The organism is Methanosarcina sp. MSH10X1 (genome assembly GCF_004099695.1).
In the GTDB taxonomy this organism is placed as follows: Archaea; Halobacteriota; Methanosarcinia; order Methanosarcinales; family Methanosarcinaceae; genus Methanosarcina.
In genome coordinates, this window is sequence record NZ_SCHL01000008.1 from 87640 (window position 1) to 113603 (window position 25964).

A 25964-nucleotide genomic window follows, 5' to 3' on the forward strand; every position below is an offset into this window, starting at 1 on the left:
AGGAGTAAAATAGTGGGTCAACTGTATACAATATGTAATTGAAATAAAAGAAATTAAAAAGCGAAATAATTTTAGGTCGTGCATTAGTACGTGGTTGATATTTTGTTTGTGAATGTTTTTGCTTAGTTGCATCTGTTTTCTAAGCTCACCTGTGTACAGGAAATTGAGTGTACATAAAGCAGAAAATGAAAGCAGAATGCGAATGTACGAATACTCTGGAAAATATCAACTGATTATTGGCGGACCACCAAAATGTTATGGTAATATAATATAAAATAAATATTTCTCAACCTCTTTTAAAATATTTATCAAATACATCCTCCATTTCGATTATATATTGGCATAAACTAAATAATTATAATAAAATCTATATATAACGTGTTTAGCGTATATATTATATACATTTTGGTGTATGCCTCACGCTTGAAAAAATATTAATAAAACTCGATGGTATAAATTTCTGGCAAGCAGCGCGAAAGTATTGTTTTATTCTAAACAAATTAAAAGAAAAGGTTTAGACACTTAGTTTTACTTTTCTTAATATTAGTGTTACTCAAAACAGACGACACGTTACACTTGTTTTAGACCGTCCTGAACAGACGAAGACGTTACAGAACCCTATCAGGGCATTAAATATTCATACAGTTTGGCAAAAAAATGGTAAAGTAAATGGCTTTTTTCCTCAATTATAGATCCCAGGATAAGTTTTTCGTGGTCTTTGTGGCTACTGTAGCTATCTAAAATTAGAATTCGGACTGTCTTATGTGAGTCAGCTTTCCTTTCTCCGGGCACGCTGTAAGAGACCTTTTATTCCCCGAAAGCAAACTTAGAGCTATGTTCGGAGAAATTGGAAGCATAAGAAACAGGGCTGATGAGGTTTCCCTGCAAATTCTTGCCCTTTTCAGGGAGAGCATTAGTGAGATTCACCTGAATGAGCCTGAGTCCGTATCAGACTATTTCAAGCCGGAATACTCCCATTATATTGTGGTACATACGCCCCTGGACATCCGGTTCCCTGAGAAAAGGGAAGAATGGAATATGCGTTTTTGCGGGAATGCAGGAGTTTCGGTTGTGGAATGTATTATGGCTGAGACAGACCGGATTTACGTAAAAGGGCTTATTGCGGTTAACGGCTCAAAGGTCTATGCCATCCTTCCCTTTACGACAATAGATGCGGAAAAAACGAAACAGGCAATGTTTCCTGAAGACCGCATGGCCCGTATCCGGGCTCAGGTGCTTCCTGCCGTGCTTCCTGACATAATAGGGGAAACAATCCTCGATATTGGCAGCGGTTTCGGAAGCCTTACAATGGAGCTTGCAAAAAACAACCCGGATTCGAAGGTTTACGGGATCGATATTCATGACTCTCTTACCGGACAGTCACAGATGAATGCCGATATCCTTGGAGTGTCGAATGTGGAATTCAGGACAGGAAGTGCCTATGCCCTGCCTTTTGAACCTAAATCTGCGGACGTGGCTACCTGTTTTTTCATGCTTCACCACCTCGAAGACATTAAATTTGCCCTATTCGAGATTAAAAGAGTGCTTAAAAGCGGCGGCCTGTTGATTGCAGTCGAGCCGCTTGCCCACCAGCACCACCACGGTCCCCAGTTCTCGGAAACTGAATGGAAAACGCTTTTTGAAGATGTCGGCTTCGCAGTCGAGGTTGAGAATATGGAAGGAGCAGCGATCTTAAGAGCTGTAAAAAGAATGTAATACGAAATGTAGTATAGATAATCAGGGCGAAGCTCCCTTACCCTTATTCACTGCAAAGGAAGCTCTCCCTGTTTAAAAACAATCGAGTTCCCGCTAAAATACTGCTATATATTAATTAAAATTGGATCATAACTTATCGAACTAGAATACAATCATATCCGAAGTCCTGACCCTTACCATGCATTCATCTCCTTTCCCTATTTTTAACGAGTCAAAAATATGGTTCGTAACTTCAACATTGAGAAATGCCCCGCTGTCTTTTAATTTCATGGACATAACCCGGCTGCTGCCTTTGTTAATGACGTTCCTTATCACGCCGTCAAACAGATTTTTCCTGTCTTCTTCTCGGGATGCATGGATATTTCCGCTGTCTATAATCTCTACATTCTCAGGCTTTATTCCCCAGCTTACCTTATCTCCTGCCATTCGCCTTATATAGGGAGCCGTAATCTCCGTACCCAGGGACCAGAGAAAAGTGCACTCCTCTCCATGTCCTTCTACTACAGCATCGTCAAAGAGGTTAGAGAAGCCTACCAGCTCCGCCACGTAGCGGGTTTTCGGGTGATAGAATACATCCTCAGGTGAGCCAAGCTGCTGTACTCTGCCGTTATCGAAAATCGCAATCCGGTCTGCCATCGTAAAAGCTTCGACAGGGTCATGGGTGATAAAGACTACAGGAATCCCGAGCCTTTTCTGGATCACTCTCAGTTCTTTCCGTAATTTCAGCCTTACTACTGTGTCCAGGGATGAAAAGGGCTCATCCAGGAGCAGGATTTCCGGGTCGGGAGCAAGAGCTCTTGCAAGTGCAACTTTTTGCTTCTGGCCGCCTGAAAGTTCTTCCGGGTATGCAAACTCAAACTTCTCGATTCCCACAAGATCCAGCATTGCAGAAACTCTTTCCAGTTTCTCTGCCGGGTGCATGCCTTTTAACCCGAACTCAATGTTCTGCCGGACATTCATGTGCGGGAAGAGCGCATTTTCCTGAAACATATATCCGATTTTCCGCTTCTGAGGAGGCAGGTTTATTTTCTTCCTGCCGTCAAAACACAGGGTATCGTTTATCTTTATAGTTCCTGCATCCGGTTTCTCAAGTCCTGCAATGCAGCGGAGAGCCGTGGTTTTTCCCGAACCCGAGCAGCCGAACAGGACCACGAAATCAGAGTCGGCATCAAAGCTGCACTGCATTGAAAAGCTGGGTTTTTCTCCTTTTCTTTTTATATGCTTCCTTCCATAGAATTTCTTTTCAATGTCAACTTCAACGGGCATTCCTGCTCTCACCTTATTTTTCTTTATCATTCTCCGAGTTTACTGGTAGCTGCAATAGTTATGAGGGATATGACAATCAGGACAAGCACAAGCAGGTTCGCAAGTTCATTATTTCCTGCCTGGTATGCCCCGTAGATCGAAAGGGGCATGGTACTGGTTTTTCCCTGGATATTTCCTGCGACCATCAGGGTCGCTCCGAACTCTCCCACAGCCCTTGCAAAACTCAATATGCAGCCTGCAATTATTCCTTTCTTTGCGAGGGGCAGGGTTATGAAGAGCGCAGTCTCGAATTCGCTTCTCCCGAGAATGCAGGCAGCCTCCTCAATATTCCGGTCAACTGCCCCGATAGCCGAGGTGGCGGTTTTTACCATCATGGGCAAAGAGACGACAAAAGCTGCAACGGCTGCCGCCTGCCAGGTAAAGAGTATTCCATCCCCGGTAATTCTGAAAAAAATACCTCCGAAAACTCCGTTTTTCCCCAGCAAGAGTACAAGGATATACCCGGTTACAGTAGGAGGCAGAACCAGGGGCAGGGTCACGAGCACATCAGCCAGCCATTTTCCGGTAAACTCCCGCTTTGCCAGTACATATGCAATTAGAATTCCCAGCAGTGTCACAAATAAGGATGAAACGGTAGCAATCCTGAGTGTGAGCAGGAGCGGAGTTATGACCGATTGAAGCGTTTCCATTAAATCCCTCTCTGTCTAATTCCATATTTTCCTGTGCCGGGTATTCTCACTCTTTCCGGTTTTTGGCTTCTTTTCTTCCTTCTGTCCAGGACTCTTCTGTCCAGGATTTGTTTTATAATAATGCTCATGATAAAGTTCTATGATAATGTTTCATGGTGAATTGAAACCATATTTTGCCAGGATCTCCTGTCCTCTGGCTCCAGTTACGAAATCCGTAAACTCCTGAGCTTTATCCTTATTTTCCGCTGTACTGACAATTGCTATAGGGTAGGAAATCGGTTGACTGACTGGAACAGTGCACGCTATTCTGTAAAGGACTCGATTCCCGCTTTCAGCATCAGTCATGTATACGAAACCTGCATCGGCTTCTCCTGCCTCTACATAAGTGAGGATCTGTTTGACATTCTCCGCAAAGATGGTTTTATCGTCGATTACTTGACGAATACCGGCTTCTTTCAGCGCCAGGTCGGCATATTTTCCTGCAGGAGCGCTTTCAGGGGCTCCGATTGCAATCCTTTCTACATTTTCCGCAGTCAGGTCTTCCAGGGTTTCCGGGGCTTCGGAACCGCTATTTGCAGGCACTATCATCACAAGGGTATTTCCTGCAAAGTCTTTTCTTGAATCTTCTTCAATCAGGTTTTTCTCCGAAAGGGCATCCATATGATCTTCGGAAGCCGACGCGAATACATCAATAGGCGCCCCGGCTTCAATCTGCATTCGAAGCGTACCTGAGCCTGCAAGGTTAAGCTCAACCTTCGTATCAGGATGGGCAGCTTCAAACTCTTTTGCAATCTCAGTAAATGCTTCAGTAAGGCTTGTAGCAGCTGAAACCGTAATTGTTGTAGGCTGCTCTTCTGATTCCTGAGAGACTGCGAGTACTGTTACAAGGCAAAGGCAGAGTAATGCTGCAAGGACCGAAAGCATCAGTTTTCCTGCCATAGCTCACTCATCCGCCCCTTTAACACATTCTTCCTCAATTCGCTTTCCGGTGTATGCTGTAGATCCTACCTGTACCGGTGCTGTGAAGGTATCCGTTGCTTCAAGAATCGCATTGGTAAGCCTGTCCAGCAGTTCCATAGCTCCCCTGTACCCCACAGTAAGAATACGCTGTGCGCCTACTCTATCATGTATTGGCAGGCCGACCCTTACAAGTGGAATATCCCTTGCTTTTGCAATATATCTCCCGTTGGAGTTTCCTATCAGGATCTCAGGGTTGCATTCAGTAATCGCATCATTGAGACTATCAAAATCAATTCCATCCAGAGCCGAATATTTTAATTCCGGCTTTTCTTCAAAAACTTGCTCGATTCTCTTCCCAAAGTCCCGGCTTTCACTCCCTGTAGCTATCAGCACAGGATGCATCCCGAGTTCCAGCATAAAGGTCGTCAGGCTAAATACCAGGTCAGGATCTCCGTAGACCGCGGCTTTTACACCATAAAGATACTTATGCACATCCACCATTGCATCGAGAAGCCTGCCCCTTTCTCTCTGGTACTTCTCAGGAATGGGGCAGCCAAAGATGTGTGCCAGTTCAGTAAAGAAACTGTCCGTATTTGAAAGCCCGATAGGGATAGGAACATTGCGCCCGGGTACACCATGCGATTTTCGCAGGTATTCAAGTGCGAGGTTCTTGCTGACTATGCCCAGGCCAAGGCTTGCCCGGCTGTTCGGCATATCGGCAATCTCGGAAAGAGGAGTGCCGCCCTTTGCAATCCTCGGGAGATCCTCTCTCAAAGGAGCGTCAAAGGTTTCGGAAATGTCAGGCATGAAAACATACTCTCCAGCCATAATCTCAAGGATTTCTTTCAATTCCCGTATATCGGCTGGAGAGAGACTCTCGACAGGGATAACATTGAGTTTGCCTTTTGCGAGTTCTTTCGTATCAAAACCTTCCGCTTCCAGTGAAGTTCCTTCAGCCTTCCCTTTTTCCATGATCTCTGTATATTCCATAATTTCCATGCTTTCCATGTAATCCATGATCTCAATGCCTCTGGAAAGTTTAGTTCTCTCCGGTTTTTCTGCTTTCTCCGTTTTCTCTGGCTTTTCTGGCTTTCCCTGTTCTTCCTGTTTTTCTGCAAACTTCCTGACAACAGCATCCAGGGCTTTTATATACCCGCTTACATGGCTTTCCCCGTAACTGGGAGTGGAAACGGGAATGATTATTATATCTTTTTCAGGGTCGTCTCCGAGCCCTTCCTCTTCTTTGAACTCCCGGATAATCGCAGGCACATCATCTCCTATTGTTTCGGCAAGGCAGGTAGTGGCAACTCCTATCACTTTCGGGTTGTACCTGTTGATCACGTTTCTCAACCCTTTTTTCAGGTTTTCCCTGCCTCCGTATACTGCCCCTTTTTCACTGAGAGCACTTGATGCAATATCCACAGGTTCCCTGAAGTGATGGGCAAGATGCAGGCGCATATAGGTACTGCAGCCCTGGGAACCGTGGTAGAGAACCATTGTGTTTTCAATCCCCCTGAACGCAAGGGCACTTCCCATGGGCTGGCACATGACACAGGGGTTTACGGTAGCATAGTTTCTTTTGGTCATTTCGGTTCCCTCCTCATGCCTGGCTTTCAACTGCAGTATCCGGCTCCGGGTTCAGAAAGTCCGGCTCGATACCTGGTCCAATGGTTATTTCTTTATACTCTCCGGCGTACGGTTCGCCTGGAATCTTTTCTTTTACTTCTGGTCTTTTTGTTCTCCCTGACCTTTCCTCTGATTCTTTTGCTTCGGGTTTCAGAATTCTCTGTCTTACAGCTTTCCAGACAGGGCTGTTGATAGAAGCATCTACTTCCCGTGCAAAGTTCACAAAGCCATCAAAACCTTCGAACTCCACAACCCTGTCATGGTTGAAGTCGCAGAAAGCAACTCCCAGTTTGTATGCGATAAATCTCTCTTTTACGCCTGCAACCATAAGGTCGGCTTTCTGTTTCACAAGCAACTCGGCAAGCTCAAGCGGGTTTGCATCGTCCACAATGACCGTTCCCTCCCTGACCGAGTAACTGATCTGTTCGTAATCCTCTTTTTTCCCGGTCTGGGTCCCGATAATGACTACTTCCATGCCCAGTTCTGAAAAACCTTTGATAAGTGTAAGAGCTTTCGCAGGCCCTCCCATGTAAATGGCGGCTTTTTTTCCTCTTACCCTTTCCTTAACTCGCAAGATTTCAGGCATTATACGGCTTATCTCGGATTCCAGAAACTTCTCAGCATGTTCTTTCATAAGTTCGGAGCCGAAATAATCCGCAGTCTTACGCAGAGCCAGGGAAATATCCTCGATTCCGAAGAAACTCACTGTTAAGTACGGGATCCTATACTCTCTCTGCATCCATTTAGCAAGATAGGTCATAGACCCGCTGCACTGGACGAGATTAAGGTCGGCTTCAGCAGCTCTTGAAATGGAGTTTGCAGTCGAATCCCCTGTCATTGAGACTATGACCTCGATTCCCATCTGTTCAAAGAGGGGCTTTATGAGCCAGACATCGCCTGCCACGTTGAAATCCCCCAGGATGTTAATCTTCGATTTTATAGTTTCAGGATGCCTGGGGCTTTTTTTCGTGATTTCACCTTCGCCTGGCCTTCTAATCAGCTTTTTTAAGGCGTCACAGGCAGCCTTGTACCCGTCGGACTTGTTGCCTTTGAAGCCTTCGGATTTAACAGGGATTACAGGGATTCCGTGTTTCTGGCTTGCAGTTTTGCATACGGACTCCAGATCGTCTCCTATAATCCCGACTATGCAGGTGGAATACACGAAAATAACAGGCGGGCGGTATAGTCCAACCAGTTCGTCGATCGCGTTTGAGAGTTTTTTCTCTCCTCCGAATACTACATCGAGCTCTTTCATATCCGTGCTGAAGCTGGTACGGTTCGTCTCAATCCCGCTCGATTTTGCACCCCTTATATCCCAGGTATAGCCTGCACAGCCTATAGGTCCGTGGACGAGATGAACGGCATCGGTTACCGGGTTTAAGATAACCCTGGCTCCCGAATATACACAGGCTCGCTGGCTAATCGCTCCTGCAAGGGAATTGTTATCACAGGCAAGGGGGATTTCCTGCCCCTTTTTCTGTTTTCTGGCAATATAGGGCTTTCTTTCTTCGAGAGTATCCACTATCTCAATTTTCTCTTTCACTTCCTTCACTCTCCTCTGCTTCGGTTTTCAGGTTTGCAGCGGCAGTTTTCCGGTTATCAGGTTAATCCGGTCGTTCGGTTTATCTTCTAAAAGGTGCTTTACTGGATGGTCTCAAGCAGCCAGTCAGGGGCATCCCTGTCTTTCCTGTCAAGCAGGGTATTTCCTATACGCTCTACCAGTCTTGCAGCCCCTGCGTATCCCATGATCGGGAAGTAGTGCAGGTTCGCCCTGTCCATAATCGGGAAGCCCACCCTTACAAGGGGCACATCCTCTGCCCTTGCTACGAATTTCCCGTAGGTATTCCCTATAAGGAGATCCACAGGTTTTCGCTTGATTATTTGATGGAGTGTGAAAAGGTCTCCTCTGGAGATGATATCAGCTTCCGGGTACTCAGAGCCTATAAGTGCCTCTATCTCTTTTTCAAACTCCGAACTCTGGGTTCCCGTGAGCACAACACCAGGTTCCATACCCATTTCCAGCACAAGACTGGTCAGGCCTGCAATGATATCAGGGTCTCCATATAATGCTACTTTCTTCCCATGATAATGAGGGTGCGCATCAGTCATCATATCTACAAGCCTTCCCCTTTCATCCTCAAGTTCGGGAGGAATCGCCACACTGGCAAGCTTTGCTGCATTCATGATGAAACGGTCGGTATTTCGGATACCTATGGGAGTGGGTCCTATTTTTGCCGGGACTTTGTAGCGGTTTTCAAGGATTTTTGCAGGCGAGCCTCCTGCCATCCTGCAGAGCGCGATTGTTCCTAGAGAGTTTGCAGAATCCTCTATATCCCCTATTGGAGTCCCACCTTTCGGATACATACGGCTTTCTCCGGTTAGAGGGGCATCGAAGACATCAGTCGTGTCCGGGAAAACAATACTTGAGATTCCCATAATTGAGAGTAAGCGTTTGATTTCCCGGATATCCGCAGGCTCCACAAAACCCGGAATAATGTTGAGTTTCCCGTTCGGCTTGCTCTTCTTGGCAAAGGTGGTCACGAAGCTCTTAACCATATTATCATAGCCAGTGACATGAGTACCTACATAACTCGGGGTTGAGGCTGCACATACCTTTATTGAGGGGTCGATTAACTCTTCTGCCTTCACATCTTCTATAATTACTCCCACATCATCGCCTATGGTTTCGGCTACGCAGGTGGTGTGGATGGCAATTACTTCGGGTTTGTAGATTGCAGTCAGGTTTCCAAGGGCTTCCTTGAGATTTCCTGCCCCTCCGAAAACGGCAGTCCCTTCCGAGAAACTGCTGGTCGTAGCCATAGCGCTTTCACGGTAATGCCTGCTCAGGCACATGCGCAGGTAAGAAAGACAGCCCTGGGACCCGTGGCTGTGCGGCATGCAGTTATGTACGCCGAGGGCTGCATAAACTGCGCCTATAGGCTGGCAGATCTTTGCAGGGTTAATAGTTACGGCTTCTCTGGTTACTTCTTCACATGAGGTGTAGTCTAACATTTTTCTCCCTCCTTACTCCATTTCTCCGGCTTTCCAGGGCGGGCGTATGAATCTCCAAGTTGGGCTGTGCAGAGCCATGTCAATATCCCTTGCGAAATTCAGGACCCCGGAAAACCCAGTATACCTTCCGCTGTAGTCGTAAGAATGGATCTGCCTTGAAGGGATTCCAAGCTTCTGGGCCCAGTACTTATCCTTGATTCCGGAGCAGAAGATGTCAGGTTTAAGGGCTTTTACTAGGACTTCTGTCTCGTGATGGTTAAGGTCATCAATAACAATGGTCCCATCTTTCATCTCAGGGAAAAGCCCTTCATAGTCCATGAGCCCGATTTTCTTTTTCAGCTCCTCAATCCGTTCCGGGCTAACTGCGGGTTTGATATTCTCATCTCTGTCATAGTGTACATCCTCCAGAATCGAGCCAAGCGCGTTCTCCTTAATCTGGGGTATAATCTGCCTGCCTTCATAGTCGTCCCTGTGGGCGAACTGGTAGCCTGCAACAACAACTTTCATGCCAAGTTCTTCGAAGAGGTTAGCATAATGATGACTTCTGGAGCCTCCAGAATAAATAAAGGCGGTTTTTCCCTGGAGCTTTTTCCTGTATCTTTCGATTTCAGCTCCGTATTTCGCTTTTTCTTCGGCAATAGTTTCCTCGGTTTTTCTGGTAATCTCAGGATCATCAAAGAACTCTGCCATTTTTCGGAGGGATTTTGCAGTAGCTTTTGTACCTATGTAGTTGACCTTTAACCAGGGAATCCCGTATTTTTCTTCCATCATGCGGTTTGTGTAATTGATGGATCGATGGCAGAGCAGGATGCTGAGTTTTGCTTTATGTGCCTGTGCAAGCTTATGGAAAGATCCATCGCCTGTGAAGGTCGATACAATCCTGTATCCTATTTTTTCAAGGATAGGCTTTACTTCCCAGAAATCTCCTCCTATGTTATATTCTCCGAATACGTTAATGTCAAAGGGTGTTGGGTTTTCAAGCTCCTCGGTTCCGATCAGATTTTCCATCAGGGCGTTGCTTGCAATGTGGTGGCCTGCCGACTGGCTGACTCCCCTGTACCCTTCACAGCGGGAGGGGATTACCTTGATCCCGTACTCTTTTTCAGCCTGCCTGGCAACGGCTTCGATATCGTCTCCGATAAGCCCTACCGGGCAGGTTGCAGAGATACTGATTGCTTCGGGCTTGAAGATCTTTACAACCTCGTCAATAGCTTTCTTTAGTTTTTTCTCGCCACCAAAAACAATGTCAGTTTCCCTCATGTCCGTGCATACGCAGTAGTTACTGAAGTTATCCTCCCCTTCCTCAGCTTTTGCAAGGTTTCGTCTGGTTCCCCAGGTAAAGTATGCACAGCCAATGGGACCGTGGACCAGATGTACCATGTCCTTGATCGGCCCAAAAACCACACCTTTTGAGCCTGCAAAAGCACATCCGCGGTTTGTAATGATGCCAGGGATTACCTTGTCGTCGGCTTCGATATGCTGTTCGGCGGAACAGTCCCTGACAACGATGTGCTTTCTCCTGTTCCTTGCAGCTTTTTCCGGGAGCACCTTCAGCGTGTCGTCAACAAGCTTCTGTCTATCTTCAATTCCCTGGTCGATTTCAGCTCCCATTACATCAGCTCCTTACTTACGGTCGATTCTCCGCTTTCTCCTGTCCGGATGCGGAGCGCTTCACCAATATCTGACACGAAAATCTTCCCGTCTCCGACATTCCCGGTCTGGTTTACCTCGATGATTTTCTGAACTACTTCATCGACACTTTTATCGTCCACTACAACCGTGAACATCCTTTTCGGAATGAAGCGAATACAGGTTTCGGACTCCTTATCTCCGGGATCAGGTAGGGGAGGATCAAATTCAAAGCAGAGCCCTTTTTGCTTTCCCCGGCCCATTACCCTTCTTACGGTGAATGAAGGAAAGCCACATTCCAGAAGGACGTCTTTGGTTTTCTGGACTTTATTCATCCTGATTATCGCAGTAATCTCTTTCATGGGATTCTCCTCCGAAAATCCGGGTTTAAAGTCCTGCCTTTCCAGTCCTTATGGTATAGGCTTCTTCTACCGGGCTTACGAAGATTCTCCCATCTCCGTATTTTCCGGTTCTTGCGGATTCCATTATGGTTTCTACAACCATGTCCTTGTGTTCATCCTCAACCACTATCAGAAGCATGGTTTTCTGAAGTTCGTCATAGTGGATATCGGCTATATGGATTCCTTTCTGTTTTCCTCTTCCGAAGACTTCCATTTTTGTAAGGGAAATACAGCCCTCTTTTTCCAGGCTCTCGACAACTCTGGTTTCCATGCCAGGCCTGATAATTGCACGTATCATCTGCATCGTTTTCCTCTCCTCTGTATTTCAGCAATTATAGCTCCACAATTCACAGTTCGACAATTCCGAATTCCACCATCATAGCTTCCAGTTCTTCCATCGGAAGCGGGGTCGGGACAACAAGTTTGGTGTTGTTCTGGACATTGTGGGCGAGGGTCAGGTATTCTTTTGCCTGGTTGGATTCGGGGTCATAGTCAATGACAGTCTTTCTGTTGATTTCCGCCCTCTGGACAATGTTGTCCCTGGGCACGAAGTGAATTAACTGGCTTCCGAGTTTCTTTGCGAAAGCTTCAAGGAGTTCACGCTCTCCATCAACATTCCTGCTGTTGCAAATGATGCCTCCCAGACGGGCTCCACCTTTGGCAAATTTGGCAAGCCCTTTGCAGATGTTGTTTGCAGCATAGATTGCCATTAACTCCCCACTGGCAACTATGTAAATCTCTTTGGCTTTTCCTTCGCGGATTGGCATTGCAAACCCACCGCATACGACGTCACCGAGTACATCATAGAATACATAGTCAAGGTCATCGGTATATGCTCCCAGGTTTTCGAGCAGCCCGATTGAGGTGATAATTCCCCTGCCTGCACATCCTACACCAGGTTCAGGGCCTCCGGATTCCACACATTTTATGCTGCCAAAGCCAGGCTGCACGAGAGTCTCAAGACAAACCCCTTCGTCCCCTTCGCTTCTCAGAGTATCAAGTACAGTTTTCTGGTTCAGGCCGCCAAGCAGCATTCTGGTGGAGTCTGCTTTCGGGTCGCATCCTACAAGCAGAATTTTGTTGCCCATAGTCGAAAGGGCCGCGGTCAGATTTTGCGTGGTAGTGGATTTTCCAATGCCACCTTTTCCATAGATTGCTATCTGTCTCATCTTTTAACCTTTCTTTTTATTTGCTTTCCATCAGCCATGGGAAGCCGGTAACCGTTGTACTATTTGATATTATTTATAACTTTCTATTCATTGAAAAAAATCTCTTATTATTAATTGCATTTATTTGTGAGCATCAGGAAAGGATTAATAAATAGTTCCCAGTAAATTGAGACTCAAAAAATGAATAACAGGAAGACCCATTATGACACCCGAAGCCTCTTATGATGTAATTGTGGTAGGCGCAGGTCCTGCAGGCTCTACATCCGCTCTCTATGCTGCAAAAAGCGGCGCTTCGGTGCTTTTCCTTGACAAAAAAAGAGAGATAGGCAGCCCTATTCAGTGTGCCGGCTTTCTTCCCGATGCTTCGGAAGTCCAGGCTTTGCTCCGTGATTCCACGCTGCCGGATACGCTGAGGAACTATCCCGATTCCTGCGTACTGCAGCGGATTAATACTCAGCGCATTATCCCTCCCAACTGCAGTATAAAAGAGTTCGCTGTCAGGGGCGCAGTGCTTGACAGGCGCAGGTATGACCAGTTCCTTGCCGAGGAGGCAGCAAGAGCAGGGGCTGAGCTGATGGTCAAAACCCGCGTAACGAAAATTGAGGACACGACGGTTGAAATCTCAGGAATCTTCGGGAAACACAGAATTAAAGCAAAGGCTATCATAGGAGCCGACGGTCCCAATTCCCTTGTAGCAAGATCAAAAGGGCTTGTCCTTAAACCCGAATCAAGAGAAACCTCGGTTGCTATAGAATACCAGGTCAGGAACGTGGATATCGACCCCTCTGCTCTGGAGATGTATTTCGGAAAGGATTTCGTGCCTGGCGGTTACGCCTGGATTTTTCCCGAAGGCAAAGACCGGGCAAATGTGGGAATTGGGATCCGGAGCGGAATGGCTGAGAGAGGGATCTCTGCAAAAGAATATCTGCATCGTTTTATGAGGGATCATCCTTTTGCAGGGCCGAAATTAAAAAACGGCATAGTAATGAATGTGATTGCAGGCATTATCCCTGTAAACGGCGCTCCGAAAAGGACCGCAACCTGCGACTCTCTGATTGTAGGGGATGCGGCAGGCCAGATTTTCGCAACAAACGGCGGTGGAATTCCTCCCGCAATGATTGCCGGAAAGATAGCAGGAGAAACTGCAGCCGAGTTTGCAGCCGGAAAGTGCAGGCTTGATGAGTATGACCGCAGATGGCGGGCTCAGTTCGGATCCGCACTTGAAACATCGGTACAGGCAAGGCAGCTTATGGATGGGGTTATGAAATCCGATACTCTCATGAATACAGCTTTCAAACTCATCTCCCCTGAACAGATGAAAGTTATGCAATGCGGGAAACTCCCTGCTCCTGTAAGACTGGGACTGCAGGCACTGAACCGGGGAAAAAAGTGAAATTCGGAAAACCTGGAAAAAAATAATCTGCATGGAAGGGAGAGAAATAATCTTCATGGAAAAAGGAAGACCGGTATTATCCGATAAAAGGCGAGGTAGAATAAAAGAGCTTGAGAAATAATCTTCCCTTTTTACGTCTCCTTCCTTTCCACAGTTCCTTCTTCTCCCTTCTCTCCGGCTTTTGCTTCGGATGCCTTTATCTTTCTTAATTCGGTTTCTGCATCTTCCTTGTTGTATTTCGCTTCCGGGTAGACAGGCCGGATCTCAAGGGCTTTATCAAAGGAAGCAATAGCTTCTTCGTACCGTTTGAGGACTACGAACTCAAGCCCTCTCAGGTTCCAGACTCCTGCGAAATCAGGTTTCAGCTTCAGAACCTTATCGAAATACTCGATCTTTTTTTCGGGATCGTTTTCCCTGACCCCAAGCGCATACCATTCCTCTGCGGTTTTGCCTTCTACTTTCTTCTTGAATAAGCTGTCCAGAAATCCCAATGGCATCACTTCCCATTCTAACATTGTCTGACAGGTAGAAATAGATATTTATTCTGTTGACCGGGACAGCAAAAACATAGTGTAATCTGGACTGTCAAATCGAAAATAAATTCCAATACAGGATAAGGTAATTAAAAATTTAGAGTATTTTAAGAAGGAACTATTTAATGAAGAGATGTTTAAAGAAGGATATTCAAGGAAAAACTATTCAAAGAAGAGATATTCAAAAAAGAAAAAAGTTGAAAGCTTACTGTGCAAGCAGCTGTGTTTCATTAAGTAAGCTTCCAAAGTCGGAGGTTATTACTAATTTGGTAATCTCTCCTGACATAGTCACGTTATAGGTTACACCGCGTTCGGTAGAGTTTGCCTGCAGGGCCTGGATTTTTTCAATTAATTTTGGTTCGGGATTCAGGTAAATGGATGTCTGCCTGTAATTTCCGTCATCCTGCTTTTTAAATTCCATATAGGCTTGATCGGCCGGGATGTCAGTTAAATTCGTTTTTGTAGCAACTTCCTGGTAGAAGCTTCCTTCCGGATTCGCCTGGCTCAGGAGGTTATCATATTCGGTTGTAGCAGTTGCATTTCCTTCCAGCACGTCAATTACTTCTTTCACGCTCTGGCGGGAGCCAAGAATCACAGGGCTTCCTACCACATTCCATATGTCATGGGTATTATTTGTCCTTGCAAGGAAATTATACTCATCGTACGAGATTGCTCCCCAGGGCATGAGGATCTTCTGCTCCGGAATCTGGTGAAGTTCGAATTCTTTTCCGTCAGCATAACTTGAGCCGTAGAATCTTGTTACATCTGCCCCATAAAAAGAATCCATCATTGTTACATTCCCGAAGATTTGTTCAAATGGGGTGCCTGTCGTTTTCTGCAGGTCTACATATCTAGCAATTATTACCCCTTCGGGGGTCATGTTCAACCCGTCAGCAATGGAATTGAACTTATGGTGAACCTGCTTGCCAGGGATTTGAGAAAAAGAAACCGTAAGATTTCCCTCTCCGTTCTCTGTAGCGGAAACATCATTATCGCTATCATTATTTGAGTCTCCTGAAAAGAGGATCATAAAGACTGACATAAGCATTGTAAACGCCAAAAAAACAGCCAGATATTTCTGGTTTTTTGTTGCTGGGTCCTTTCGTTTCATCAATGAAACCTCATAAAATAAAGTTAATTTTTCTGACAGTAGAGATCATGCACTTGGTCTCTAAATATATTGTCTAAATATTCTGGTTTGAGATCTATAACATAAGAAGTTTTCTAATGTTTTCTCCCCAACTGGATTCTGTATATTTGACTGAAAGGGTTTCTGAAGTCTTTTGCCCTGAACAATCTGCCGCCTTTTTCACTCAAGGGTGAGAATTTTAAGCATATTCGTGCCTCCGGGTTTTCCTAAAGAGGGACCCTGTGTGAATATGACGATATCCCCGCTTTTTACAAAACCCAGTTCTTTGGCTTTTTTCGTAGTTTCCTTTTCCCAGCTCTCTATTGTTTCTTTTACAAGAACAGGATAAACTCCATAGGATAGAGAGAGAAAGCCGCAGGCTCCGGGTACACGGCTGAACGCAAGAATCCAGGTTTCGGGCTTGAAGCGTGAAATCCTGCGCGGGGTTGCTCCGCTTCTTGTGGGGGTCAGTACGGCTGCAACCGGCAGTTTTTGCAGGGCTTCATGCACCTGCAGGGTTATTACCTCATCCACTGACATTTCCTTTTCCGTTATACCCTTGATAATCGTGTCAAGTCCCCATTTCGTCCGGGAACGCCAGTTTTCTGTGGTTTTTGCAATTTTTGCCATCATCTCAACGGCTTCTACAGGATAATCACCAACCGCCGTTTCTTCTGAAAGCATGACCGCATCCGTGCCGTCAAGGATTGCGTTGGCAACATCTGTCGCCTCTGCGCGGGTAGGTCTTATATTATCGGTCATTGAAGCCAGCATATGAGTGGCTGTAATTACCGGAATTCCGAGAAGTTTCGCACTCTGGATAAGCTCTTTCTGGACTGAGGGCACTTCCTGAATAGGGATCTCGACTCCGAGATCTCCTCTGGCAACCATAAGTGCATCGGTTTCTTTTAGAATCTCCTGAATGTTTTCTACAGCCTCCCTGCGCTCGATTTTAGCAACAATATATACAGACTTTCCTCTGGCTGCAGCGAAATCCCGGACCTTACGAATATCCTCAACATTTTCTATGAAAGAGATACTGAAAGTGTCAACCCCCTCATTCATAGCGAACTCAAGGATTTTAAGGTCCTTTCCGGTTACAGGGTCAACGAAGATCTTTGCCCCGGGCAGGTTCAGCCCTTTTTGAGAATAAAGCTGTCCCCCCACAAGAACCTCGCAAAATACATCTTTTCCAGAAACCTCCAGGCAGCGGAGCTGGATAAAACCATCACTCAAGTAAATAAGGCTCCCCGGAGATACACTTTCGGGAAGCTGTTTGTAGCCAACGGGAATGCGTTTCTCATTTCCGAGAATTTCGTCAACCGTAAGGGTCACATAGTTTCCTTTGTGAAGCATAATCGGTTCTTTTTCCAGCTTTCCTATACGGATCTTCGGGCCAGGCAGGTCGGCAAGAATCGCAATTGTCCTGTCAAGGTCAGCTGCGACCCTGCGGACTCTACGGATTACCTCGCTATGGCTTTCAAAGCTTCCGTGGGAAAAGTTGATCCTTGCTACATTCATGCCAGCAAGCACAAGTTCCCTGATTACTTCCTCGGAAGAGGAAGCCGGGCCTATGGTGCAGACGATCTTTGTCTTATGGTCCGGAATCTGCATATTTACACGGCCTTTTATGTTTAATCCCTGATCAATGCCGTCTTCCTGCTTCTAATCAGGTATTCTTGGTCTTTTTTATTTGCCTTTATATATCTTAAGGGCATCTTCGACGCTTGAGTCTTCAACAGTGACTGCGTAGACAGCATTGCACATGCGTACAGCCTCATCCAGAGGTTTCTGGTGAATATTTCTTCCGGTTGCATTTCCCTGCGCTCCGGAAATATGGATCTGGTCATAGAGCTTCTTCAGGAAAGCTTCGGCTTCGTCACTCGTACCGCCTGCGCAAACCACTCTGGTACGCCCTGCGGCTTTAATGGCTTCCTTGAAGATCTCGGCAGACTTTGCCCCTTCCTTTTTCGGATAATTGACCTTTACAAAGTCCGTACCGAGACAGGCTCCGACTCCGGTTGCTCCTGCAATAAGGTGCGGGTCCTTTTCGTCTTTTACTGCAGTCCCACGCGGGTAAATCCAGAGTACGGATAACATGCCGTGCTGGTGGGCATCGTAAATTATCTGGGCTGCCTGCACAAGCATTTCGGCTTCAAACTCGCTACCGAGATAGATTGTATATCCTACGCCAAGGATTTTAAGCCCGCTGTTTTCTTTGAATTCAACTACCTGGTCAACATCGTACCATAGGTTGCTAAAAGGATCAGCCTGTGCGGTATCAACAAGATTTGTCTTGGAGTTTATTTTTACAAGATAGGGTACGTCCCTGTAATCCATGCCGTAGCGAGCAATAAGCCCTAGCTGCGTTGCAAAAACTCCGATTTTTGCCCTGGACGCTATCCTGAAAAGGTGTTCCGGGTCAGCATCGTCCTCAGGCACGCCTTCTCCGTAAAAATCGTCGTTAAGATGCTCTACCTTCTGGTCGCCTGCAAAAAGCATTAGCTTGCCGGTTCCCTTTGTCATTTCCATATAATTGTTGACGTATGTCTCACGCATTGCTTTCGGGACGTCTAAAGGTACAATAACATCCTCTTTATCAATTGAAACCATATGTATAAACCTCAGTTTTATTCGATGACAATTAGTTGGATGGTAGTAATACTGTGAAACTGTATTTATCTATAATCCTTCTTACTACCTTATCCCCGTTCCGACATTTATAATTTTTCTATTAAGTCTCAGCAAGTTTGTTCAGGGATCGCATTTGTCAATACTCTCCTGAAATATCTGACTCCCCCTGTATGAATATAAAAACTATTCAATTAAAAACTGGTATGTTCCGAAAATTTAAAAATTTAATCAATAGGCTGGCTGGTTAATTTAGAATATCCTGAAGCGAATTCAGGTAAAGTGAACCTAAACTAAGTTCGGGTAAAATAAAATCTTAAGCGAGTCCATAATTAAAATAAGCTTTGAGCAGGTTGAGATAATAGAAACAGCACTAAAGCAGATTCAAGTAAACTAAGCTCCAAGTCCCCTTCTCAATGGACAGGAAGTAAAAATGGCAAGAGCATAATTACTTTACACAAATCAAAAAGTAAGATTTTACGCCGCTTGCAGGGCTCGAACCTACGACATTCTGGTTAACAGCCAGACACTCTACCAACTGAGTTAAAGCGGCTTTGTGGGGGAAAACATTCCCGGTATCACCTTCGAATCTTCTTATACAAGAGATTCTTTGGATATAAAGTTTATGGGCCTGACCGGATTTGAACCGGTGACCGCTCGGTTATGAGCCGAGCGCTCTAACCTGACTGAGCTACAGGCCCTTATTGATTTTATAAGGCTATTAGTAGCTTTTTGTTGACTTTAATTATAATGTTTTTGAAAGTGTATTTTTTATTATGGAAAGAATAGTAAAAAATACAAAGATTTTACGCCGCTTGCAGGGCTCGAACCTACGACATTCTGGTTAACAGCCAGACACTCTACCAACTGAGTTAAAGCGGCTTACGTTATCGGATGTGCCCGTTTTGCCCACCCTGTCGCGAACACTCCTAAAGCGATGATATTATTTATATATTTCGCTTGAAACCGTTCTCAAAACAACCTCCGGGCTGAAGAATCTGAAAATGCGAGCGTTTTAAGTCTGACAACGTGAGGGTTTGTTAACGCGGAGCAGTACAGGCACTTTCAGTATCTGCTTCTTCCGTTTCGCTATTTTCACCCTTCAACCATTTACCGCTAATTCGATGAATACCTTTATTTGATTCCTGTACAATTTATTATTCATCCAACTAATATTATTCAATCTCTATGTAATTAATAAAATTAAACTGATACTTATTAAATTAACATTATTTACTTGTGTTGATAAAACTGATATTTCTTTCTCCTTTTATATAGCCCTTCGCTAAGAAACACCCTCTTCCACCAGGAGGTAACCTTTTGCCTCTTTATCATATAAAAAATAGTTCTTTTCGACCCAAAACTTATATCCTTTCAGGAATAATATATTTGATTACTTGTTGTAATATTATGCAGCGAGATCGGGCAGGTCTGATTTTTAAGCAATATCTCGTTTAGCTTAAAACGCCTTTATCTGTGGTCCTGTCCAGGGGAATTAATGTGTGTCAGCTAAAGGTTAAAAACAGCCTTCAAATGTAACTTCAAGGTTTGGGGTCAGTTGCTTTTCCGTACCTGGGTATCCTTTCGGATAATTTATGTGTTGTCAGGGTATCTTTTTGGTTTCCGGGCGTTTGACTATCTGAATCTTGTAGTTTTAAAAATGGAAATTCAAGGGGGTTTATTTACGAAACGGCTAAAAATATGTCCAAAATGCCATGCTAAACTGAAAGTGAGCTCAGATGGAGAGACCCAGTACTGTAGCATTTGCAAGTACTGGACAAAGGTGGGTACTGCAAGACTGGATTCGATCATGATTTACGGATGAGGACTTTGCAATGGGGAATGCAAGTATTTCCATGTTTTGCGGTGTATGCCAGACAGAGTTGAAACGCCAGGTCCTGGGTTCTAATACCTTTTACTACTGCCGGAGCTGTGGATGTGTGAGTTCGGAAGCGTATTTATCAAGGGGGTTAGACGTCCTCCAATCCCAGAAACCGACATCTGTGAACAGGGCAGCTTTACCTTTGAACACTATAAAGGCGCCCGAATCGCTTTAATTGTGCCTGACCTGGAAAAAAGGAGCTATTGTTAGAAAAGTAGAGAAATTCAGCTTTTAAAGAGCATCAACGGCTCATAAATTCAGTTTTTAATTTTTAATAATTTTACTTCTTATTTCTCTTTTCTTTATTGTATTTTCCTATGTTTATTTTAGAAAGTAATTATTTTTTTCCATTTATTAAATTACTTTTTTCCATTTATTAAATTACTTTTTTTCATTTATTAATATCGTATAGCCCATACAGATCTCTCCGGATGAAAAAAGAGATGAAAATATTCCTTCAAAGGAAGCTTATTTGAAAAAAAAGAACTATGAAATAAACTGGTTTTACCAGATACATAAAATTTCTGTGTATATTCTGTAAAACCAGTCAGAAAGCGCTGTCTCAGTGCCCTGCTTTGAGCAGTTTGCAGACGTTTTCTACTTCGGACCTGAAATCTTCCTGCGTGATCCCATAAAGCCCCGCAAGATACATGGCGCCGCCAGCACCTGCCCCTTCCTTGATTGTGCCGGTCTCATACCTGTGAAGTCCCTTGAGTTCGGACTTCCCAAATCCGGGGTCTGCGACGTAGACTACGGGTACGCCAAGCTCTCTGGTAAGCTCGGTAAAGTTTGCCGACTTATCTTCCACAACATAACGGGTGGTGGCAAGTGCCAGCTTTTCCGTATTGAATCCCAGATGTTTAATCACGGCATATACTGCTGCCATCTGGGTCCCGCCTGCAAGCACGACACTGATATAACTGTCCTGGAAACCTGCAACAAGACCTACAACAGCAGGCATCATCGGGTCTCCCATGCAGGCAATAGCTTTCATTGGGTCATCTTTCAGGCATCCGAAGGTTAAGCCTGAGGCTTTCATGCCTTCTTCTACAACTCGCTTCTTCAGTTCAAGAGGATTCTCATCGGCACTGCTGCTAACGTTTCCATTATACCCAAGGGCCATTAAAACTCCCATCGCAGTTGTTGTGCCGCCGGGAATACTTTCTCCAATAACCACATGGTCTACCTGGTTTCTGAGCCTTCTGGCAAAGAACTTTGCCCGTTCGTAAATTCCCTGTACATCCCTGACTGCAACCGGTTCCCTGATATCTTCTCCGGGCTTAGCCTTCAGGTCAATGCAAGGGACTTCCGGAGTTACAATAAGGCCGGAATTAATAAAGTGATAAGGAATGTCCGTAAGCTTCAGTGCCGAACGGGTCATGATTGCAGGAGTAGGGGTATCATAAGGAGGAGTCATGGGAAGAACTGGCACGCTGATAATATTTCCAGTCTCCATAAGTTCCGCATCTCCTGCAGGTGTATAGTCCGTAAGTTCAGCTGTTTTCCCTGCGGCTGAGAGCTTTGGGATATGTGCGGTTTTGGTATTGGAAAGCACGCATAAAAACATCGGTCTTCTGGGTTTTCTGGTTACTTCCGGTTCGATCCAGGCCATATCGTATCTCCTTAATGGATAAAGTACAGTAGCTCTGCAAGCGTGGCGTCGCGACCGTTGCGCCGGTCGATCACGCTCCGGCTATGCTGGTTTAGATAAATCATGAGTTTTCGCTCAAGCCTTTTTTGAAAAGGCTTGCGCTCAAACATTTTTTTGAAAAGGCTTGCGGCTGAGATAAATATTAATTCTTTCGGAAATCTTATGAGAATTCTTCAACTTACTATTTAATATTTATCCACGAACAAATATAATTTAATATTAATCAAGTTAAGTTTACTTTAGTTCTCTCTTTTTTCATACTCAGCCGCTCGATAACTGGCAAGTCTATATTAAAGATCAATTGAGTGCATACTCAGATATAACTGAATTTTCAGACTCTTGTTTTCGGACTTACTCAGATTGTGGAGATCTGTATAGTAACCTTCGTAGAATAAAAAAGAAAAGAATGAAAGCCAGAGCAGGTTCGATAAGCGGCTTTCAGGTTATTTGTGCCAGAACGGCTTTTTATTTAATAAGTTCTTGCTACGTACACGCGGGTTTCGGTTTCTCCGCCGCAGACAGGGCATTTCTCTTTGCGGTCTTTTTTCTGCTCCATAGGAATTCCTAGAATGCCTGCACCTATTTTATCTTCCATAACAAGCCCGCATTCCTTGTTCCCGCACCAGGGAATCGTTGCAACCCCCTTCTGGATTTTCTCCTTTACTTCTTCAAATCCAGTACATTCAAATATGCGGTTTTCAAGTTCGATCTCGGCTTTTTTATAGAGGCTTTCGTGGATGGTCTCAAACCTTGAGCGAACGGTAGCCTCGATCTCAAGAAGCGGAATCTGCTCTTTTTCTCCGGTGTCTCTCCTGACAGCCACAGCAACATTATTTTGCAGATCTCTGGGCCCGATTTCGAGCCTCATGGGCACACCTTTCATTTCCCATTTATAATACTTTGCTCCGGGGCGGAGATCACTTGCATCAATCTCAACTCTCATCCCGGCTTTTTTCAGGCGTTCCTGCACATCCCTGCAGGCTGCAAGCACCTCTTCTGCTCCCTTCTTGAAGATAATCGGGATAATTACAACCTGTACTGGTGCGATCTCAGGGGGCAAAATCAGTCCTTTGTCGTCTCCGTGGATCGAAATCGTAGCTGCAATCGATCTCTCTGAAATCCCGTAACAGGTCTGATGAGCATAACGCTGCTCTCCGTCGGGAGCTTCATACTTAATATCAAAAGTCCTTGCGAAATTATCTCCCAGGTGATGAACGGTACCTATCTGAAGAGTCTTTCCATCAGGCATAACCGCGTCAATAGCATCGGTGTAATCTGCACCCGGGAACTTGTCCCAATCAGGTCTTCTTGACCGGAGCACGGGGACTCCAAGCCTGCGGTATATCTCAGTATAGAGCCTGACAGCTTCTTTAACCTGAGCCTCCGCATCTTCCCAGGTGGCATGCACGGTATGGGCTTCTTTAAAGGAAGTAATCTCTCTGAGCCTTATCAGGGGGCGGGTGTGTTTTGTCTCGTAACGGAAAGTGTTAACTATCTGATAGAGCTTGACAGGAAAATCCGCATGAGATCTGACCCACATTTTGTACATAGGGTAAATAGCAGTCTCACTTGTCGGACGGAGAGCAAGAGGGATGTCAAGAGGATCTCTTCCTCCGTGGGTTACCCAATATACTTCATTCTCAAAGCCTTTGATATGTTCGGCTTCTTTCATGAACTCATTTTCAGGGATAAGCTGCGGGAAAAGAGTTTCCTGGTGCCCGCTGTTGTCAAGGATTTCCCTTATAATATTATAAGTATTCCTGCGAATTGCAAAGCCGAAAGGATACCAGACATAGAGGCCTTTTACAGGATAGCGGACATCCATTATTTCGGCCATCCACAGGAGTTCGTTGTACCATTCGCTGAATTCCCCTTTTGGAGGGAGTGCTGCTTCTTTTTCACTTTCTGCCATACCTTCACCGTATTATCGCAATTTGAAATAATCTTAAATTCTTGAGTTAGTTAGATAAATCCTGAATCAATTAAATAAATATTAACGTCATTATAAATCCTAAATTATTAAAATAATTCTAGCTAATTTAATACTTTTTAACTGATTAGGTGTACTCTTAAATTGCTTAGACAAATTTTTAGATTGGTTAAATAAACTCCTGGATCAGCTAAATATACTCTTAAGTTGTCGAGCTTTGAGCAGCGTGAATTCCTGCATCACGTTTGAGTGCCAATGGTAATCTTCAGGATAAAAACGCACAGTTTGCCGGGATATTTAGTGGCTTGCTCTCATACAGATACGATACCTGCAGTTGTGCCTTTCTCCTGAAACCTGCAGGGGGTTTTCCGGGCGGTCACATCCGCAGATATGAAATCCTGATGAATGCGGCACCCTCATGTGAGATTGCCTGCATAGCCCGTAGTATCCTGCCTTTATTGGAATAAAAGTAAATAACTATATTGGAAGTATGCCCCCGGAATCTGTCAGGCTGTGAAAAACCGGAAAAAAGAATTAATCTCCTCCAAGGGGCTGAACATTGTCTGAAATATCGTGTACGAGTTCGGATTTGTCAACGTCGAAAACAATCATGCCGGTATTTAGTTTCTCGGCTTCTTCTTTAGAGAGCTTGACAGCCTTGACTTTCTTTGAAATAATTGCGCTGTTTCCAAGGGGATCTTCGACTATGACTGTGATTTTTCTCTTGCCCTGAATTACTTCTTCGAGCATACACAGGAGTTCCTGGCTGCGGGAAGTTTTCTCTTCGTCCCCCTGCACCCACCTGCTCGCGGTCATCAGGACATCCCGTACCCGGTGCAGTATACCTTCTATATTCGTTACATAAGACTCCGATGCCGTTCCGGGCTCGATAGTAACCCCCATTTCCGGGATGCGGATTGTTCCTGAGGTTGAACGGATAACCCTTGCATCAAGGTCCTCCCGGGTTTCAACTGGCATCTCATAGCGCATGGGCTCCTTACTCGAGAGGATCATAGTATCTGCAAAACGGAAGCTGCACTGGCACCTTGCACTGATATGCATGATCTCCCCGAAGTAGGGGATATTATCTCTCTGCCAGTTCATAACAAGATCTCTCTGGCACAGAGGGCAGCAGATTCTTGTCTCAAACCTTTCCTGTTTAAAAAAATCCGGATTCAATATTTTCCACCAGTTATTTTAGATCTGTCGATTTTAACGCCTGTAGGGGTCACTATCACGGTATTTCCTTTGACACCGGCGATATCCCCGTGGACATCGACAATAACATCTTTTAGCTCTTTTAAAACTCTGTCTCTCAGCAGGTCATCGCCCCTGATATTCGAAATATCTATCATCAGGATATTTCCGTTATAGATCTCCTGCTTTAGCTGGGAAACCTGGTTAAGATTCGAAACTTCTGCTATCTTTACATAAGTTTCTGCAGGCTCTTCCTCGAGAACTTCCTCATACTTGCTGAGATCAATTTCAGTATAATCCTCGGGGCTGGTTGGACTTTTTACATTGCTGCCAAGGAGTTTGTCTATGAGTTTTGCCATTTTGTGCACACCTTTCTTATTTTTTAAAATTCGGATAGTATTGTCCTATATTGAAATCTATATTAATTAATTTTGCTATTATAAAGCTGATCCTGATTTTCTTTCTGTCTCAGGAAGTTTTCGTTCCCTGCCCGCAGGTTTCGTTTAATGAAAATATATTTTATTCTATGGAACTCTCAGAACTCCATATTCCAGAGTTTGTCTCCTACATGGGTTATTGATTTTATGGCTTTACCTGAAGTAGCCTCGACCATCTCCGGTCCTTCCATAAGGGCTTTTCCGATTGCAAGCGGTTTCCGATGAGTCTCTTCCACAATGATTACAAGATCTCCATCTTTTATTTCGGCATCGGCAGCCACAACCCCCGGAGCCATTATATCCGCACCATTTGAAACAAAACGGATAGCTCCTTTATCTACGGTTACGACGCGTTTTTGAAGTTCCATCTCAAGAGCTCCGCGAACAGTAGGAAAAAGATGTCCTTCAATCTCGAAAAGCAACGGCTTGCCATCCACAAGGATAATTGAATATTCTTCAAGGGTAATTTTTTCAAGGGTTTTATTTTCCAGCTCTGACATCTCTTCGCCGAAAGTGGATACAAGGTCTTTTAACATTTTATTCCTGATATTCTTCCTCAACTGAACTCTTGATTTTACTTTCAATTAACCACCGGATTTCAAATGTTATATATTGTTTATAGCATAGGGTTTTTGTGCCTTTTAAAGCTTATGTGAAACTCTATGGCTCCCCAGGCAGATTTCTCTTTTCTGCTGTATTTTCTCATTTTATTC

At 44.8% G+C, this 25964-nt stretch carries 22 protein-coding genes and 3 tRNA genes; 3 read left to right on the top strand and 22 right to left on the bottom strand.

Annotated elements, in window-relative coordinates; translation table 11 throughout:
- Window positions 1–834 precede the first annotated feature (834 nt).
- A complete protein-coding gene (locus tag EQO05_RS08540) occupies window positions 835–1716 on the top strand; it encodes a class I SAM-dependent methyltransferase (protein ID WP_128505604.1) in 882 nt (293 codons plus the stop codon).
- A 141-nt stretch (window positions 1717–1857) separates the two neighbouring features.
- Here the strand turns inward: EQO05_RS08540 and EQO05_RS08545 are convergent, their stop codons facing one another.
- The 10 genes from EQO05_RS08545 to nifH all read right to left on the bottom strand — a co-directional run bounded on the left by EQO05_RS08545 (window position 1858) and on the right by nifH (window position 12468).
- On the bottom strand, window positions 1858–2982 hold the full coding sequence (locus tag EQO05_RS08545) for an ABC transporter ATP-binding protein (RefSeq protein ID WP_128505606.1): 1125 nt from the start codon (window positions 2980–2982) through the stop codon (window positions 1858–1860).
- A 26-nt stretch (window positions 2983–3008) separates the two neighbouring features.
- Window positions 3009–3671 (bottom strand): molybdate ABC transporter permease subunit, encoded by a 663-nt coding sequence (gene modB, locus EQO05_RS08550; protein WP_128505608.1) that lies wholly within the window; start codon window positions 3669–3671, stop codon window positions 3009–3011.
- A gap of 150 nt (window positions 3672–3821) precedes the next feature.
- Window positions 3822–4610 (bottom strand): molybdate ABC transporter substrate-binding protein, encoded by a 789-nt coding sequence (modA, locus tag EQO05_RS08555; RefSeq protein WP_205793751.1) that lies wholly within the window; start codon window positions 4608–4610, stop codon window positions 3822–3824.
- Between the two features lie 3 nt (window positions 4611–4613).
- The gene (locus EQO05_RS08560) at window positions 4614–6218 is read right to left on the bottom strand and encodes a nitrogenase component 1 (RefSeq protein ID WP_128505610.1); all 1605 of its coding nucleotides are present in this window, start codon (window positions 6216–6218) and stop codon (window positions 4614–4616) included.
- 13 nt (window positions 6219–6231) lie between these two features.
- Entirely contained in the window at window positions 6232–7800 is a 1569-nt protein-coding gene (nifE, locus tag EQO05_RS08565; protein ID WP_128505612.1) for a nitrogenase iron-molybdenum cofactor biosynthesis protein NifE, read from the bottom strand.
- A gap of 98 nt (window positions 7801–7898) precedes the next feature.
- Entirely contained in the window at window positions 7899–9269 is a 1371-nt protein-coding gene (gene nifK / locus EQO05_RS08570; RefSeq protein WP_128505614.1) for a nitrogenase molybdenum-iron protein subunit beta, read from the bottom strand.
- Between the two features lie 12 nt (window positions 9270–9281).
- Window positions 9282–10880 carry a nitrogenase molybdenum-iron protein alpha chain gene (nifD, locus tag EQO05_RS08575; RefSeq protein ID WP_128505616.1) on the bottom strand — a complete coding sequence of 533 codons (1599 nt, stop codon included), beginning with the start codon at window positions 10878–10880 and terminating at the stop codon, window positions 9282–9284.
- Window positions 10880–11260: a P-II family nitrogen regulator gene (locus EQO05_RS08580; protein WP_128505618.1), complete on the bottom strand. Its 381-nt coding sequence runs from the start codon at window positions 11258–11260 to the stop codon at window positions 10880–10882. Before EQO05_RS08580 ends, nifD begins: the two co-directional genes overlap by 1 nt.
- A gap of 25 nt (window positions 11261–11285) precedes the next feature.
- Window positions 11286–11603: a P-II family nitrogen regulator gene (locus tag EQO05_RS08585; RefSeq protein WP_128505619.1), complete on the bottom strand. Its 318-nt coding sequence runs from the start codon at window positions 11601–11603 to the stop codon at window positions 11286–11288.
- Between the two features lie 43 nt (window positions 11604–11646).
- Entirely contained in the window at window positions 11647–12468 is an 822-nt protein-coding gene (gene nifH, locus EQO05_RS08590; RefSeq protein WP_128505621.1) for a nitrogenase iron protein, read from the bottom strand.
- 202 nt (window positions 12469–12670) lie between these two features.
- On the opposite strand from nifH, the gene EQO05_RS08595 reads away from it, so the two are divergent.
- The gene (locus tag EQO05_RS08595; RefSeq protein WP_128505623.1) at window positions 12671–13861 is read left to right on the top strand and encodes a geranylgeranyl reductase family protein; all 1191 of its coding nucleotides are present in this window, start codon (window positions 12671–12673) and stop codon (window positions 13859–13861) included.
- A 131-nt stretch (window positions 13862–13992) separates the two neighbouring features.
- Here EQO05_RS08595 and EQO05_RS08600 read toward each other — a convergent pair whose 3' ends face one another.
- The 9 genes from EQO05_RS08600 to proS all read right to left on the bottom strand — a co-directional run bounded on the left by EQO05_RS08600 (window position 13993) and on the right by proS (window position 23599).
- A complete protein-coding gene (locus tag EQO05_RS08600) occupies window positions 13993–14358 on the bottom strand; it encodes a tetratricopeptide repeat protein (RefSeq protein ID WP_240664500.1) in 366 nt (121 codons plus the stop codon).
- Window positions 14359–14599: 241 nt separating this feature from the next.
- Complete coding sequence (locus EQO05_RS08605) at window positions 14600–15505, bottom strand: hypothetical protein (protein ID WP_128505625.1); 906 nt, start codon at window positions 15503–15505, stop codon at window positions 14600–14602.
- Between the two features lie 198 nt (window positions 15506–15703).
- The gene (pyk, locus tag EQO05_RS08610; RefSeq protein ID WP_128505627.1) at window positions 15704–17137 is read right to left on the bottom strand and encodes a pyruvate kinase; all 1434 of its coding nucleotides are present in this window, start codon (window positions 17135–17137) and stop codon (window positions 15704–15706) included.
- Between the two features lie 75 nt (window positions 17138–17212).
- A complete protein-coding gene (locus EQO05_RS08615) occupies window positions 17213–18136 on the bottom strand; it encodes an aldolase (protein ID WP_128505628.1) in 924 nt (307 codons plus the stop codon).
- A gap of 498 nt (window positions 18137–18634) precedes the next feature.
- A tRNA-Asn gene (locus tag EQO05_RS08620) sits at window positions 18635–18707 on the bottom strand.
- Between the two features lie 73 nt (window positions 18708–18780).
- Window positions 18781–18855: transfer RNA gene (locus EQO05_RS08625), tRNA-Ile, on the bottom strand.
- Window positions 18856–18963: 108 nt separating this feature from the next.
- Window positions 18964–19036, bottom strand: a tRNA-Asn gene (locus EQO05_RS08630).
- A gap of 1562 nt (window positions 19037–20598) precedes the next feature.
- Complete coding sequence (gene cobT / locus EQO05_RS08640; protein WP_128505632.1) at window positions 20599–21648, bottom strand: nicotinate mononucleotide-dependent phosphoribosyltransferase CobT; 1050 nt, start codon at window positions 21646–21648, stop codon at window positions 20599–20601.
- Between the two features lie 508 nt (window positions 21649–22156).
- Complete coding sequence (gene proS / locus EQO05_RS08645) at window positions 22157–23599, bottom strand: proline--tRNA ligase (protein ID WP_128505633.1); 1443 nt, start codon at window positions 23597–23599, stop codon at window positions 22157–22159.
- A gap of 263 nt (window positions 23600–23862) precedes the next feature.
- Here proS and EQO05_RS08650 point away from each other — a divergent pair, with 263 nt between their 5' ends.
- Entirely contained in the window at window positions 23863–24084 is a 222-nt protein-coding gene (locus tag EQO05_RS08650) for a hypothetical protein (RefSeq protein WP_128505635.1), read from the top strand.
- Window positions 24085–24151: 67 nt separating this feature from the next.
- Here the strand turns inward: EQO05_RS08650 and EQO05_RS08655 are convergent, their stop codons facing one another.
- From EQO05_RS08655 to EQO05_RS08665, 3 genes are all read right to left on the bottom strand, one after another.
- A complete protein-coding gene (locus tag EQO05_RS08655) occupies window positions 24152–24796 on the bottom strand; it encodes a ZPR1 zinc finger domain-containing protein (RefSeq protein ID WP_128505637.1) in 645 nt (214 codons plus the stop codon).
- Complete coding sequence (gene sepF, locus EQO05_RS08660; RefSeq protein ID WP_128505639.1) at window positions 24793–25173, bottom strand: cell division protein SepF; 381 nt, start codon at window positions 25171–25173, stop codon at window positions 24793–24795. Before sepF ends, EQO05_RS08655 begins: the two co-directional genes overlap by 4 nt.
- A 176-nt stretch (window positions 25174–25349) precedes the next feature.
- The gene (locus EQO05_RS08665; protein WP_128505641.1) at window positions 25350–25835 is read right to left on the bottom strand and encodes an RNA-binding protein; all 486 of its coding nucleotides are present in this window, start codon (window positions 25833–25835) and stop codon (window positions 25350–25352) included.
- Window positions 25836–25964: the final 129 nt, after the last annotated feature.